Origin of the sequence: Pseudomonas sp. P7548, from assembly GCF_013386585.1 — a bacterium.
GTDB lineage: Bacteria > Pseudomonadota > Gammaproteobacteria > Pseudomonadales > Pseudomonadaceae > Aquipseudomonas.
On the sequence record NZ_JACARO010000015.1, the window covers coordinates 152,371 to 165,869 of the forward strand.

Consider the following 13,499-nt stretch of genomic DNA (forward strand, 5'->3'; position numbering starts at 1 on the left):
TAGAAGAAAGCCCGATAGACCGTGTTTTTTCACGCCGTTTTCAGACGTTCGGCCAATGCTGTCGCCAGTTGGGCGGTCAATCCATATACCGACAATTGGGGGTTGGCCCCAATGCTGGTGGGGAACAGCGAGCCGTCATGGATCGACAGGTTGCGCAGTTGGTGATGCCGACCCAGGCTGTCGGTCACGGCATTTTTAGGGTCTTCGCCCATCGCACAGCCGCCCATCACGTGAGCACTGCCCAGGGTTGTGCGGTGCAATTCAAGGTTCAACCCGTCAATCACACTGCGTGCCTCGGCCAAGGTCGTCACGTAACGCGCGTCGTGGTGCAACGGTTTGACCGACTTGGCACCGGCCGCGAACTGGATCTCGGCCATGCTGTGGAAAGCCCGGCGCAGGCCGTCCCAGGCGTAGGGCGAGACCTGATAGTCGAGCACGGGCGTGCCGTCGCCGCGCAAATCCACCGTGCCGCCCTGGCTGTCGGGGTGGAAGCCGTCGCGCAGCAGCGCCAGCATCGCGTGGGTGTGGGGCAGTTGGCTCATCTCCAGGGCATTCTGCCCGCCGTAGCCGCCGAACAAGGTGCTGGCCAGTCCTGGATGTAAGGGTGGAGCTTCCAGCTTGTAGGACATTTTGCCGGTGGTGCCGTCCTGCCATTGGAAATGGTCGGAGTAAATGGACTGTGGCGCGCCGTAGAACGGGTTGATCACCTCGTCGAACAGCCCCGCAGAGAAATTCACCAGGTGCAGGAAGGTGCGCTTGCCGAGCCGCGAATGCGGGTCGGGGGCGTCCGAGCGCATCAGCAATGCCGGGCTGTTGATACCGCCACCGGACAGCACGTAATGCCTGGCCTTCACCGTGATCTTGCGCCCGGTGGGCGCCACGCAGCGCTCATCCATGGCAACGCATTCCAGGCTGCTGATGCTGTCGCCGCTGTACTTGAGGCGTTCGGCCCGGGCCAGGTACAGCAGCTCACCGCCTTTTTCCAGGGTGGATGGGATGGTGGTCACCAACATCGATTGCTTGGCGTTGACCGGACAGCCCATGCCGCAGTAACCCAGGTTGAAGCAGCCGCGCACATTGCGCGGGATCACGTGCCAGCTGTAGCCGAGCTGTTCGCAGCCTTTGCGGATCACATCATTGTTGGCGTTCGGCGGGATGGCCCAGGGCGCAATGCCCAGGCGCTGCTCCATTTTTTCGAACCAGGGCGCCATCTCGGCACTGCTGTGGCCTTTGACCGCGTATTCACTGGCCCAGTGGGCGAGGGTGGCGTCCGGGGTGCGAAAGCTCGAGGTCCAGTTGATCAAGGTGGTGCCGCCGACGGCCCGGCCTTGCAGGATGGTGATCGCGCCATCCTTGCTCATGCGGCCGATGCCTTCCTGGTACAGGCTGGCGTAGGCCTCGTCCTCAAGCAGCTTGAAGTCGCTGCTGGTCTTGAGCGGGCCTTCTTCGATCAGCAACACTTTGTAGCCGGCAGCGCTGAGGATCTCGGCGGTGGTGCCGCCACCGGCGCCGCTGCCGATGATGGCCACGTCGGCTTCCAAGGTCAGGTCGCTTTCAAGGGCGGCGCCATTGTGGGTTTTCCAGCCACGGGCCAGGCCCTCGCGGAACAGATCGGGTACGGGCATAAACATGCACTCTTATTGTTGTAGTGAACCTTTGTAGGAGCCGGCTTGCCGGCGATCCGGTCGATGCGGTGCGTCAGGCGCACCGCTATCGCGGGCAAGCCGGCTCCTACGGGGGGTGTCAGATCTTCGGCGGGCCGGGGTAGCCGCAATGGGCCCAGGACGCCGGTCGGAAATACCAGGCCATGATCACCAGCTTGAGCAACGAGCCCTGGCCCATGCGCAGCAGGTTCAGGTAGCTGTTTTCCCAGCGGTGCAGGAAATTGCGGATCTGTTCGGCACTGGCGTTTTCCCAGCTGCCCCAGATGCCGGTCAGCGGACCACGGGTGATGCCCATGCCCAGCACGTCGAACAGTTGCTGGGTGAGCTTGAACATCTCCGGCGACAGGTGCTGCAGGCTGTAATCAAGCTTTTTCAGGGTGTCTTCGATACCAGCGAGCACTTGCTCGGCGCTGGCGGCACCTTCCAGCAGCACCGGAATGACCGCCCGCAGGAACGGCAGGTCACTGCTGCGCAACATGGCAAAGCCGCTGGCCGGGGTGCTGCTGGAGCAGCCGCTGAGGCTGGCACCCAGCCCGGCCGTGGCCAGGAAGGCGCTGGCGCACAGGCCGATTTTCAGGACGCCGCGCCGCGACAGCGCGGGGGTTTCAGTCAGGCTTGGGTTCATTGTTATTGTTATCCCGAAGGTGGTGGTTTCAGCGCACGAACAGTTTCTGGATCAACTTCTGGATCGATTTGCCATACGGCGGGTAGATCAGCTTCGCCGCGTTCAAGCGCTGTTTCACCAGCACACCCTTGGCCTTGCTGAACGTGAGGAAGCCCTCATGGCCGTGGTAATGGCCCATGCCGGAAGGGCCGATGCCGCCAAACGGCATGTCGTCCTGGGCCACATGCAGCAGGGTGTCGTTCAGGCACACGCCGCCGGAGTGGGTTTCGTGGAGCACGCGGTTTTGCTCGGCTTTGTTGTAGCCGAAGTAATACAGGGCCAGTGGGCGAGGGCGCCCATTGATGTAGGCAAATGCCTGGTCGAGGCCGCGATACGGCACGATCGGTAGCACCGGACCGAAGATTTCATCCTGCATCACCGTCATCTCGTCGCTGACATTCAGTAGCAGGCTGTGAGCCATGCGCCGGGCCTGGCCTTGGTCATAAAGAGGGATGAGGGTCGCGCCCTTGTCGGTGGCGTCCTTGACGTAGGCATTGAGCCGAGCCAGTTGCCGTTCGTTGATGATGGCGGTGTAGTCCGGGTTGTCAGCCAGCGTCGGATAAAACCCGCGAATGGCCTGGGTGTAGGCCTCGACGAAGCCGTCTACCCGATCCTCTGGAACCAGCACGTAGTCGGGGGCCACACAGGTTTGCCCGGCGTTCAGGGCTTTGCCGAAGGCAATACGTTCGGCGGCATCTTTTAGCGGTACATCGGCGGACACGATGGCAGGGGACTTGCCGCCCAGCTCCAGAGTGACCGGGGTCAGGTGTTCGGCGGCAGCGCGCATCACGTGTTTGCCGATGCTGGTAGCGCCGGTGAACAGCAGGTGATCGAAGGGCAGCTTGGAAAACGCCATGCCGACCTCGGCTTCACCCAGCACCACGCACACCAGGTCCTCGGGGAATATTTTCGCCAATAAAGCCTTGAGCAATTCGCCGGTGGCAGGGGTGGACTCACTAAGCTTGAGCATCACCCGGTTGCCGGCGGCCAACGCGCCCACCAGCGGCCCGATGGCCAGGTACAGCGGGTAGTTCCAGGGCACGATCACCCCAACCACCCCCAGTGGCTGATAAATGACTTTGGCTGACGCCGGTTGAAAGGCAATGCCCACGGCGCGGCGGGAAGGTTTCATCCAGCGCTTGAGGTGTTTGCTGGCGTAGTGAATGCCATGCAGGCTCGGCATCAGCTCGGCGAACAGGGTCTCGTCGGCGCTGCGATGGCTGAAGTCCTGGCTGATCGCGTTGATCAGTGCCTGGCGCTCATCACTGAGCAGGTCGCGCAGGGCCTTGAGCCATTGCTGGCGTTGCGCGGCGGGCGGCATCGGGTTGGCCGCGTAGGCACGACGTTGGGCGTCGAACAGGTCCTGGAGTTGATCCAGCGCCTGGGAATCTTGCAGGTAGGCAACGTTGGCAGACATGGCACAGTTCCCGATTGTTATTTGAATGGTTCATTTATTAGAGTCATTGCTCTAAATTGTCAAATAACATTGCAGCAACATGTGGATTTATCCTGGCAAGGATAGGCCGTAAGATGCCCCTTCACGTGTACAGAAGCTGATTCCCTATGGCACCACGAGTAAAGACCAGCGAGCGCATTGTGCAAACCAGCCTGGAGCTTTTTAACCAGCAGGGCGAGCGCAGTGTCAGCACCAACCACATCGCCGCCCATATGGAAATTTCCCCGGGCAACCTGTACTACCACTTCCCCAACAAGCAGGCGATCATCGCCGTGCTGTTTCGTGAATACGAAGCCTTGGTGGACAGCTTCCTGCGCCCGCCCCAGGGCCGTGCCGTCACCGTCGAAGACAAGCGTTTCTACCTGCAAGCCGTATTGGCCGGCATGTGGCGCTACCGTTTCCTGCACCGTGATCTCGAACACCTGCTGGAGAGCGACCCGGAACTGGCCACCGGCTACCGGCGTTTTTCCCAGCGCTGCCTGACCCAAGGCGGTGCTATCTATCAAGGGTTTGTCGACGCGGGCATCCTCAATATGGACCCGGTGCAAACCGAGGCCTTGACCCTCAATGCCTGGATCATCCTCACCTCCTGGGTGCGTTTCTTGTGCACCACCAACGAAAATTCCACCCAGTTGAGCGCTGAGGCGATCAAGCGCGGGGTGTATCAGGTGCTGGTATTGGAAGCAGGTTTCGTCACGCCCCAGGCGAAAGAGGCGGTGGATGCGCTGTTCAAAGAGTTTTACGTGCCGTTGAACCAGGCACTGGAAGAAGTGAAGTAGGACCTTTCCCGAATCTGTTCACAGGAGTCCGTCATGCCGCTTGCCCAATTGATCAGCCCCCAGCAACTGGCCGAGCGCCAGAAGGCCGGCGGATTGGTGATCCTCGACTGCCGCTTTGCCCTGGAAGACCCGGACTACGGGCTGTGCAGCTATGCCGAAGGGCATATCGACGGCGCGCAGTATGCTGACTTGGAGCGCCACCTGAGTGGCCCGGTGACCAAGGGGGTGACCGGTCGTCACCCGCTGCCGGGGGCTGATGCCCTGGTGCGTCAGTTGCGGGCCTGGGGCATCAGCGCCGACACCGACATCGTGCTGTATGACGACGGCCCCGGCGCCTATGCCGCCCGCGCCTGGTGGTTACTGGCCTGGCTGGGCAAGCGCGACGGCGTGTTTGTGCTGGACGGTGGCCTCAAGGCCTGGCACAGCGCTGGGTTTCCCCTGAGCCTGGATGCGCCGGTGGTCGAGCCCGGTACATTTGCCGGCACGCCTGATTCTCGCCTGGTGCTGGATGCCGAACACCTGCAAAAGCGCCTGGGCCAACCGGGCCTGACCCTGATCGATGCCCGTGCCCAGGCGCGGTTTCGTGGTGATGTGGAACCGATCGACCCGGTCGCCGGGCATATTCCGGGCGCGCAGTGTGCGGCGTTCACTGAAAACCTGGGCAGCGATGGGCGTTTCCTGCCGGCTGAACAACTCAAGCAGCGCTTTGCCGCGCAACTGCAGGGGCGCTCGCCGGATGAGCTGGTGGCCTATTGCGGATCGGGCGTCACGGCTTGCCACAACCTGTTCGCCCTGAGCCTGGCGGGTTACCCGTTGGGCAAGTTGTATGCGGGGTCATGGAGCGAGTGGATTACCGACCCGCAGCGTGAAATTGCTACGGGTGACTAAATCGACGGAGGTGTAAACCCGATCAACTGTGGGAGCTGGCTTGTCTGCGATGACGGCGTGTCAGCAATCTTATTATTGGCTGGCACACCGCTATCGCAGGCAAGCCAGCTCCCACATGTTTTAACCGTGTTGCGTCAGTAGCCAGGCAGGAATACGGCGTTCCAGGTAATAACCGGGGCGTTTGAGCGAACCGTCGACAAACCCCACATGCCCACCCTTGGCCAGCAGCTCAAACTCGGTGCACGCCGACAATTCGCTCGCCTCGGGCAAGCTGTGGGCAAACACGAACGGGTCATCTGCTGCCTGGATAATCAGGGTCGGCGTACGAATCGCCCCCAGGTAATAACGGCTTGACGCGCGGCGGTAATAGTCCTCGGCACTCAGGAAACCGTGCAGCGGCGCGGTGACCCGGCCATCGAAATCCCAGAACGTGCGCATCTTCTCCAGTGAGCCAAGGGCCTCCAGGGCCTTGAGCCCGTCCGCCCGGCCATCCTGCTGAAAGCGGCTCTGCTTGACGCGGATGTACGCCAGCATTTCGCGCATGAAGTGCTTCTGGTACACCCGCGAAAAGCCCAGCCCGATGCGATCGGCGCACTGGTCCAGGCGAAACGGCACCGACACCGCCGCCGCGCCTTGCAACCCGGACGCTTCGCCCGTCTCCCCCAGATGCTTGAGCAGCACGTTGCCGCCCAGGGAATAGCCGACGGCATACAACGGCGCCAATGGCCGCTTGGCGCGCAGATGGGCAATCGCAGCGGCCAGGTCTTCGCTGGCGCCCGAGTGATAGCTGCGCGCCAACAGGTTGGGCTCACCCGAGCAACCGCGCCAGTTCAACGCGGCACTGGCCCAGCCTTGAGTGGCCAAGGCTTTTTGCAGCCCGGCCACGTAGGGCGAATTGGCCGAGCCGGTCAGACCGTGCAACACCAGCACCAACGGCGCTTGCGCGTCGTGGGGGCCGTGCCAGTCGAGGTCGAGGAAGTCGCCGTCGTCCAGCCACAGGCGTTCGCGCAGGCGTTCAATGTGGGTGGTGGGGCGCCACAACGGTCCCCACAAGGTTTGCAGGTGAGGGTTGCCGAGGCCAAAGGCGGGTTTGAACAGGTCGAAAGAGGCTGTCATGAAACTCTCTGTGGCGAGCGAGCTTGCTCGCGCTGGGCGCGTAGCAGCCCCATTTAAAACGCCGCGCTTGGTCAGTCAGAACACGATTGCAGGTTTAGGGGCCGCTTCGCAGCCCAGCGGGAGCAAGCTCCCTCGCCACAACAAGCCCGTCATTACAGATTTATACGCTGCGTTGCCACAACGCGTAGTAGACGCGGCCGGACTTCTGCTCGCGGTGCAAACGCCAGGTTCCGGGCAAGCCCAGGGTCGAAGGCGCCGCCTCGCTTTCAGTGTAGATCCACGAATCCGGCGCCAGCCATTGGCGTTCTTCCAGCAGCGCGCACACGGTCGGCAGCAGGTTCTGGTTGAACGGCGGGTCGAGGAACACCACGTCGAACTCGCTGGCCGGCTGGGTTTCCAGGTAGCGCAGGGCGTCGGCGGTCTGTACCTGGCCGGTGGTGCAGCGCAGGGTGCCCAGGTGTTCCTTGAGGCTGGAAACCGCCACATTGCTGGCGTCCAGCGCCTGGCCCAGGGCGGCCCCACGGGACAGCGCCTCCAGGAACAGCGCGCCGCTGCCCGCGAACGGGTCCAGCACTTTGGCGCCCGCAATGTACGGCGCGAGCCAGTTGAACAGGGTTTCGCGCACGCGGTCCGGCGTGGGGCGCAGGCCCACCACGTCGGGGAAGCTCAGCTTGCGGCTGCGCCATTCGCCGCCGATGATGCGCAGCTGGCCCACACCGTTATGCACGTTGTGGACGGGTTTTTTCGGGCGAGATGAACTGGCCATTAATGCTCCGGAACCCCGAGCGGCTGCTCGGCGGGTTTATCAGTGGGGGGCGGTAGTGGCTTTTGCGCAATCGTCGGGCCGGCGGTCACGATGACCATCTTGTCGGCGCTCAAGTGTTTATTCATTGCAGCCTTGACCTGCTCTACGGTCAGGGCCTGGGATTGTTTCATGAAATCCTCAAGATAGCTCAGCGGCAGGTTATAGAAACCCATGGCGCCCAACTGCCCGACGATGTCGGCATTGCTGGCGGTGGACAGCGGGAAGCTACCTGCCAGCTCGCGTTTGGCGTCGTCCAGTTCCTTCTGGGTCGGGCCGTTCTTGAGGTAGTCGGCCAGCACGTCCTCCACCAGGCGCAGGGTGCCGCCGCTCATTTCGGCGCGGGTCTGCAGCTGGATCATGAACGGGCCGCGTACCTGCATCGGCGAGAAGCCGGAGTACACGCCGTAGGTCAGGCCGCGTTTTTCGCGCACTTCGCTCATCAAGCGGGTGCCGAAGCCGCCGCCACCGAGGATCTGGTTGCCCAAGGAAAGGGCCGCGTAGTCCGGATCGGCGCGGTCGATGCCCAGTTGGGCGAACAGCAGGTGAGTCTGCTTGGACGGGAACTCGATATGGCTCAGGCCGGCCTTGGGCTCGGCAGGCTGGGCAATCTTCGCCAGGGCCGGGCCTTTGGGCAGCGAGGCGGAGACCTTGGCGGTCATGGCTTCGGCTTCGGCACGGGTGAGGTCGCCGACCACGGCGATCACGGCGTTGCCGGCGGCATAGGCCTTGGCGTGGAACGCCTGCAACTGCGCCAGGGTAATCGCGGGAACGCTCTGGGGCGTGCCTTCGCTCGGGTGAGCATAAGGGTGGTCGCCATACAGGCGCTTGAACAGCTCCAGGCTCGCCAGCTTGCCAGGGTTCTGTTTCTGGTACTCGAAACCCGCCAGGATCTGGTTCTTGATCCGCGCCAGGGAGTCGGCCGGGAACGTCGGTTTGCCGATCACCTGGCCAAACAGCGCCAGCGCGGCCTCGCGCTTGTCGCTGTCGCTCAGGCTGCGCAGGGACACCAGCGCCATGTCGCGGTAGGCGCCATTGCCAAAATCGGCACCCAGGCCCTCAAAGCCACTGGCGATCTGGCTCACATCCTTGCCCGGCACACCTTCGTTGAGCATGGCGTTGGTCATCAGCGCCAGGCCCGGGACGTTGCCGTCCTGGCTGCTGCCGGCCGCGAACAGGATGCGCATGTCGAACATCGGCAGTTCGTGGGCCTCGACGAACAGCACCTTGGCGCCCTCGGCGGTGGTCCAGGTCTGCACGTCGAGCTTGCGGTTGGTCGGCGCCTTGCCGTCCAGCTCTGCCAGGGATTGCAGTTTGTTGGCCGATTGGGCTTTTTCCAGCGCCGGGCTGGCGACGGATTCGCTCGGGCGCAGGAAATACACGGCGCTCGCCGCGATCAGGGTGACCACGATCAGGCCGGGGAAGATCAAGCGGCTGCTTTTGCGATCACTCATGAGCGGTCTCCTCAGGCAGGACATGGGCGACGCTGAGGCGTTCGCGGGTGAAATAGGTGCGCGCAGCTTTCTGGATGTCTTCCGGGGTCACGCTTTGCAGGTCAGCCAGTTCGGTGTCCATGAGTTTCCAGGATAGGCCGACGGTTTCCAGGGAGCCGATGGCCGTGGCCTGGCTGGTGATGGAATCGCGCTGGTAAACCACGCCGGCAATGACCTGGGCGCGGATGCGCTCCAGTTCTTCGGTGGTCGGCGGTTTGGCTTTCAATTCATCCAGCAGGCGCCACAGGCCGGCTTCGGCTTGGGCGATGGTCTTTTTCTTCTGCTGGTTCGGCGTGGCGGTCAAGGTGAACAGGCTGTCGCCACGGGTGTAGGCGTCGTAGCTGGTGGACGCGGCCGAGACCAGCTCTTCACCACGCTCCAGTTGTTCCGAAATGCGTGCGCTGTAGCCGCCATCCAACAGGGCCGAGAGCAGGCGCAAGGCTTGCACCGAACGTTTGTCCTCGGCGGTGGCCAGTCCGGGCACATTAAAGCCGAGGATGACGCTCGGCAGTTGGGTCTGCACGTGCATGGTCAGCAGGCGCTCGCCGGGTTCAGCCAGCTCCAGCGGGACCTTGGCCGGTGGCACGTCGCGCTTGGGGATCGGGCCGAAGTAGCGCTGGGCCAGTTTCTTCACCTCATCCGGGGTGACATCGCCCACGACCACCAGGGTGGCATTGTTCGGCACGTACCAGGATTGGTACCAGTGGCGCAGTTCTTCGACCTTCATGCGTTCCAGGTCAGCCATCCAACCGATGGTCGGCGTGTGATAGCCACTGGCCGGGTACGCCATGGCCTTGAAGCGCTCGTAAGCCTTGGACATGGGGTTGTCGTCGGTGCGCAGGCGGCGTTCTTCCTTGATCACCTCGATCTCGCGGCTGAACTCGTCGGCCGGCAGGCGCAGGCTGGCCATGCGGTCGGCTTCCAGTTCGAAGGCGACACCCAGGCGGTCACGGGCCAGTACCTGGTAGTAGGCGGTGTAGTCGTCGCTGGTAAAGGCGTTTTCTTCGGCGCCCAGGTCGCGCAGGATCAGCGAGGCTTCGCCAGGGCCGATCTTGGCGCTGCCCTTGAACATCATGTGCTCCAGGGCGTGGGACAAACCGGTCTGGCCCGGGGTTTCGTAGCTCGAACCGACCTTGTACCAGACCTGGGAAACCACCACCGGCGCGCGATGGTCTTCGCGCACGACCACCTTGAGGCCGTTATCCAGGGTGAATTCGTGGGTGGGTTGTGGGTCGGCAGCCAAGGCTGAGAGAGGCAGACAAACTGTGCTGAACAGCAGGCCTGCGGCATGGCGGGCTAGAGCATTCATTCGTTTTTAAACCTGTTGGGCTGCCCGCTTGGTCTTAGCGTCGGCGGGCGAGGAGGTGCTAGGATACTGATCCGACTTAGTGACGGCCACTGCGGCTGTCCCGTTAAGGCTCTATTTAGGCCTTACAAAATGTTGCGCATGAACGAGCTGGCTAAAAAACAGTCTGTTACGCATCGAATTTTATTTACCGACGCGCCTGCTGGCGCGTCGCTACCTTGAGATAGCCGTCTCCATGTTTGGTTCCAACGACGACAAGAAGACCCCAGCTGCGGCTGGCGAGAAAAAAGGCCTGTTCGGATGGCTGCGCAAAAAGCCGCAGGAAACCGTCGACGAACAGCCGCAGGTTCAGCCTGAACCTACCCCTGAGCCAATCGTAGAAGCCCAACCGGCCGTAGAAACCCCGGCGCCAGTGGTACTGCCGATGGCTGAACCGGTGTTGCAGCCCGTGGTTGAAGCTGCACCGGAGCCAGAGCCAGAGCCAGAGCCCAAGCCCTGGCTGGAACTGCCGGTCGCTGAAGAACCGGTGGCCCTGGTAGTAGACGTGCAGGCCGAACACATCACGCCGCCGATTCCCGCGGTGGTCGAGCCGGTTGCCGTCGTCGTCGAAGCGGCTGCGCCAGCCGTCGTCGAACCGGAACCTGTCGTTGCAGCGCCCGAAACCAGCAAAACCGGCTTCTTTGCCCGCCTCAAGCAAGGCCTGAGCAAGACCAGCGCCAGCATCGGCGAAGGCATGGCCAGCCTGTTCCTGGGCAAGAAAGTCATTGATGACGAGCTGCTCGAAGACATCGAGACCCGCCTGCTCACCGCCGACGTGGGTGTCGAAGCCACCGCCGTGATCATCCAGAGCCTGACCCAGAAGGTCGCGCGTAAGCAGTTGACCGACGCCGACGCCCTCTACAAGTCCTTGCAGGCCGAGCTGGCCGCGATGCTCAAGCCCGTGGAAGCACCGCTGGTGATCAAGCCGAACAAGCCGTTCGTGATCCTCGTCGTGGGCGTGAACGGCGCGGGCAAGACCACCACGATCGGCAAGCTGGCCAAGAAGCTGCAGTCCGAGGGCAAGAAAGTCATGCTGGCGGCCGGTGACACCTTCCGTGCCGCCGCCGTAGAGCAACTGCAAGTCTGGGGTGAGCGCAACAAGATCCCGGTGATTGCCCAGCACACTGGCGCCGATTCCGCCTCCGTGATCTTCGACGCTGTGCAGGCCGCCAAGGCCCGTAACATCGATGTGCTGATCGCCGACACCGCCGGCCGCCTGCACACCAAAGACAACCTGATGGAAGAACTGAAGAAGGTGCGCCGCGTGATCGGCAAGCTCGACGCAGACGCTCCCCACGAAGTATTGCTGGTACTTGACGCCGGCACCGGCCAGAACGCCATCAGCCAGGCCAAGCAATTCAACCAGACGGTGCAACTGACCGGCCTGGCATTGACTAAGCTCGACGGCACGGCCAAGGGCGGCGTGATTTTCGCCCTGGCCAAACAGTTCGGGTTGCCGATTCGTTATATCGGCGTCGGTGAAGGCATCGACGACCTGCGCACCTTTGAAGCCGAACCCTTTGTACAGGCACTCTTTGCCGAGCGGGAGCGTTCATGATTCGATTCGAACAGGTCGGTAAACGCTATGCCAACGGGCATGTGGGCTTGCATGAGCTGAGCTTTCGAGTGCGTCGCGGCGAGTTTCTGTTTGTAACCGGCCACTCCGGTGCCGGCAAAAGTACATTGCTGCGCCTGCTGCTGGCCATGGAGCGCCCGACCACCGGCAAGCTGCTGCTAGCTGGTCAGGACCTGGCCACCATCAGCAATGCGCAGATTCCGTTCCTGCGCCGCCAGATCGGCGTGGTGTTCCAGAACCACCAATTGCTGTTCGATCGCACCGTGTTCAATAACGTGGCGCTGCCGCTGCAGATTCTCGGGCTGTCCAAGGCCGAGATCGTCAAGCGCGTGGATTCGGCCCTGGAGCGTGTGGCACTGTCGGACAAGACCGATCTCTACCCGGGCGACCTGTCCACCGGCCAGCAACAACGCGTCGGCATCGCCCGTGCTATCGTCCATCGCCCAGCCCTGCTGCTGGCGGACGAACCCACCGGTAACCTCGACCCGCGCCTGGCGGCCGAGATCATGGGCGTGTTCGAAGACATCAACCGCCTGGGCACCAGCGTGCTGATCGCCAGCCACGACCTGGCGCTGATCGCCCGCATGCGCCATCGCATGCTGACCCTGCAACGCGGCCGCTTGATCGGTGACGGGGAGGCTGGCGTATGAGTGCGACCCGTAGCCCCAAGGTTTCCGAGCGCGTGGCGCCCAAAGCCGCCGACCCGCAACCGCAGAAAAAGAAAAAACACGACGATGACGACGGCCCGGACTTCGGCACGCTGCTGCGCGCTTGGATCGAAAGCCATCGCGCCAGCCTGCTGGACAGCCTGCGTCGTCTGGGCAAGCAACCGATCGGCAGCTTCTTTACCTGCCTGGTAATGGCTGTGGCCTTGAGCCTGCCAATGGGTTTGTCGTTGCTGCTTAATAATGTGGAGCGCCTGGGCGGTTCCTGGCAGCGCGCCGCGCAGATTTCCCTGTACCTGAATATCGATGCCAGCGCCAAAGAGGGCGAGGCCCTGCGCGACGACATCAAAAACCTGCCCGGTGTGGCAGACGCCGAGTACATCAGCCGCGACCAGGCCCTGGAAGAGTTCCAGCAACAGTCCGGCCTGGGCGAAGCGCTGAAAGAGCTGCCGCAGAACCCGCTGCCGGGCGTGGTGCTGGTCACGCCAAATGAAGTGGACAAGCCCGCGCTGGAAGCCCTGCGACAAAAACTCGCAGAGATGCCCAAGGTACAGCAGGCGCAGCTTGATCTAGTCTGGGTGGAGCGCCTGGCGGCGATTCTCAAGCTGGGCGACCGCTTTGTGTTCGGCCTGACGGTGTTGTTGGTGTCTGCATTACTTTTGGTGATAGGTAATACCATTCGTCTTCATATTGAAAACCGTCGCACCGAGATAGAAGTGATTAAACTGGTCGGCGGCACAGACAGCTATGTGCGTCGTCCTTTTCTGTACATGGGCGCGCTTTATGGCTTTGGTGCCGGGATTTTGTCCTGGGGAGTGCTGGCGTTTGGTCTTGACTGGCTGAACGACGCGGTGATCGGGCTGGCTGGCTTGTACGGCAGTGATTTCGCCCTGGCGGGCGTGCCGGTAGCCGATGGTCTGAGTCTCTTGCTTGGCGCGGTCTTGTTGGGGTATATCGGTGCTTGGATTGCGGTCGCCCGTCACTTACGTGAGTTGGCACCGAAGTAGTTAATGTCAGATTAATGTGGTTTCGTTTGTATTGACCGTATTGG

At 62.4% G+C, this 13,499-nt stretch carries 12 protein-coding genes; 5 read left to right on the plus strand and 7 right to left on the minus strand.

The window, feature by feature from the left end; all coding sequences use genetic code 11:
• Positions 1-29: 29 nt before the first annotated feature.
• From HX803_RS08625 to HX803_RS08635, 3 genes are all read right to left on the minus strand, one after another.
• Positions 30-1,625 (minus strand): GMC family oxidoreductase, encoded by a 1,596-nt coding sequence (locus HX803_RS08625; RefSeq protein ID WP_178920023.1) that lies wholly within the window; start codon positions 1,623-1,625, stop codon positions 30-32.
• Positions 1,626-1,743: 118 nt separating this feature from the next.
• Positions 1,744-2,289 carry a twin-arginine translocation pathway signal protein gene (locus tag HX803_RS08630; RefSeq protein WP_178920024.1) on the minus strand — a complete coding sequence of 182 codons (546 nt, stop codon included), beginning with the start codon at positions 2,287-2,289 and terminating at the stop codon, positions 1,744-1,746.
• A 28-nt stretch (positions 2,290-2,317) separates the two neighbouring features.
• Positions 2,318-3,745: a coniferyl aldehyde dehydrogenase gene (locus tag HX803_RS08635; RefSeq protein WP_178920025.1), complete on the minus strand. Its 1,428-nt coding sequence runs from the start codon at positions 3,743-3,745 to the stop codon at positions 2,318-2,320.
• Positions 3,746-3,891: 146 nt separating this feature from the next.
• Here HX803_RS08635 and HX803_RS08640 point away from each other — a divergent pair, with 146 nt between their 5' ends.
• Entirely contained in the window at positions 3,892-4,563 is a 672-nt protein-coding gene (locus HX803_RS08640; RefSeq protein ID WP_178920026.1) for a TetR/AcrR family transcriptional regulator, read from the plus strand.
• Positions 4,564-4,596: 33 nt separating this feature from the next.
• Positions 4,597-5,451, plus strand: a complete 855-nt coding sequence (locus HX803_RS08645; RefSeq protein WP_178920027.1) for a sulfurtransferase — start codon at positions 4,597-4,599, stop codon at positions 5,449-5,451.
• Between the two features lie 120 nt (positions 5,452-5,571).
• Here HX803_RS08645 and HX803_RS08650 read toward each other — a convergent pair whose 3' ends face one another.
• From HX803_RS08650 to HX803_RS08665, 4 genes are all read right to left on the minus strand, one after another.
• On the minus strand, positions 5,572-6,567 hold the full coding sequence (locus HX803_RS08650; RefSeq protein WP_178920028.1) for a hydrolase: 996 nt from the start codon (positions 6,565-6,567) through the stop codon (positions 5,572-5,574).
• Positions 6,568-6,727: 160 nt separating this feature from the next.
• Positions 6,728-7,333, minus strand: coding sequence for a 16S rRNA (guanine(966)-N(2))-methyltransferase RsmD (rsmD, locus tag HX803_RS08655; protein ID WP_178920029.1), 606 nt, complete (start codon positions 7,331-7,333; stop codon positions 6,728-6,730).
• Entirely contained in the window at positions 7,333-8,823 is a 1,491-nt protein-coding gene (locus tag HX803_RS08660) for a pitrilysin family protein (protein WP_178920030.1), read from the minus strand. The genes rsmD and HX803_RS08660 overlap by 1 nt, the downstream gene beginning before the upstream one ends.
• On the minus strand, positions 8,816-10,171 hold the full coding sequence (locus HX803_RS08665; protein WP_178920031.1) for a pitrilysin family protein: 1,356 nt from the start codon (positions 10,169-10,171) through the stop codon (positions 8,816-8,818). The genes HX803_RS08660 and HX803_RS08665 overlap by 8 nt, the downstream gene beginning before the upstream one ends.
• 232 nt (positions 10,172-10,403) lie before the next feature.
• On the opposite strand from HX803_RS08665, the gene ftsY reads away from it, so the two are divergent.
• Genes ftsY through ftsX form a run of 3 tightly spaced genes read left to right on the plus strand, consistent with a single transcriptional unit; the run spans position 10,404 to position 13,455 of the window.
• Positions 10,404-11,765 carry a signal recognition particle-docking protein FtsY gene (ftsY, locus tag HX803_RS08670; protein ID WP_178920032.1) on the plus strand — a complete coding sequence of 454 codons (1,362 nt, stop codon included), beginning with the start codon at positions 10,404-10,406 and terminating at the stop codon, positions 11,763-11,765.
• Positions 11,762-12,433, plus strand: coding sequence for a cell division ATP-binding protein FtsE (gene ftsE / locus HX803_RS08675; protein ID WP_003234627.1), 672 nt, complete (start codon positions 11,762-11,764; stop codon positions 12,431-12,433). Before ftsY ends, ftsE begins: the two co-directional genes overlap by 4 nt.
• Positions 12,430-13,455, plus strand: coding sequence for a permease-like cell division protein FtsX (gene ftsX, locus HX803_RS08680; RefSeq protein WP_178920033.1), 1,026 nt, complete (start codon positions 12,430-12,432; stop codon positions 13,453-13,455). The genes ftsE and ftsX overlap by 4 nt, the downstream gene beginning before the upstream one ends.
• Positions 13,456-13,499: the final 44 nt, after the last annotated feature.

Excerpts from the sequence above, each read along its gene's own strand:
- HX803_RS08635 (WP_178920025.1), bottom strand. The coding sequence starts at position 3,745 with ATGTCTGCCAACGTTGCCTACCTGCAAGATTCCCAGGCGCTGGATCAA.
- HX803_RS08640 (WP_178920026.1), top strand. The coding sequence starts at position 3,892 with ATGGCACCACGAGTAAAGACCAGCGAGCGCATTGTGCAAACCAGCCTG.
- rsmD (WP_178920029.1), bottom strand. The coding sequence starts at position 7,333 with ATGGCCAGTTCATCTCGCCCGAAAAAACCCGTCCACAACGTGCATAAC.
- HX803_RS08645 (WP_178920027.1), top strand. The coding sequence starts at position 4,597 with ATGCCGCTTGCCCAATTGATCAGCCCCCAGCAACTGGCCGAGCGCCAG.
- ftsX (WP_178920033.1), top strand. The coding sequence starts at position 12,430 with ATGAGTGCGACCCGTAGCCCCAAGGTTTCCGAGCGCGTGGCGCCCAAA.
- HX803_RS08650 (WP_178920028.1), bottom strand. The coding sequence starts at position 6,567 with ATGACAGCCTCTTTCGACCTGTTCAAACCCGCCTTTGGCCTCGGCAAC.
- HX803_RS08665 (WP_178920031.1), bottom strand. The coding sequence starts at position 10,171 with ATGAATGCTCTAGCCCGCCATGCCGCAGGCCTGCTGTTCAGCACAGTT.
- HX803_RS08630 (WP_178920024.1), bottom strand. The coding sequence starts at position 2,289 with ATGAACCCAAGCCTGACTGAAACCCCCGCGCTGTCGCGGCGCGGCGTC.
- ftsE (WP_003234627.1), top strand. The coding sequence starts at position 11,762 with ATGATTCGATTCGAACAGGTCGGTAAACGCTATGCCAACGGGCATGTG.
- HX803_RS08660 (WP_178920030.1), bottom strand. The coding sequence starts at position 8,823 with ATGAGTGATCGCAAAAGCAGCCGCTTGATCTTCCCCGGCCTGATCGTG.
- HX803_RS08625 (WP_178920023.1), bottom strand. The coding sequence starts at position 1,625 with ATGCCCGTACCCGATCTGTTCCGCGAGGGCCTGGCCCGTGGCTGGAAA.
- ftsY (WP_178920032.1), top strand. The coding sequence starts at position 10,404 with ATGTTTGGTTCCAACGACGACAAGAAGACCCCAGCTGCGGCTGGCGAG.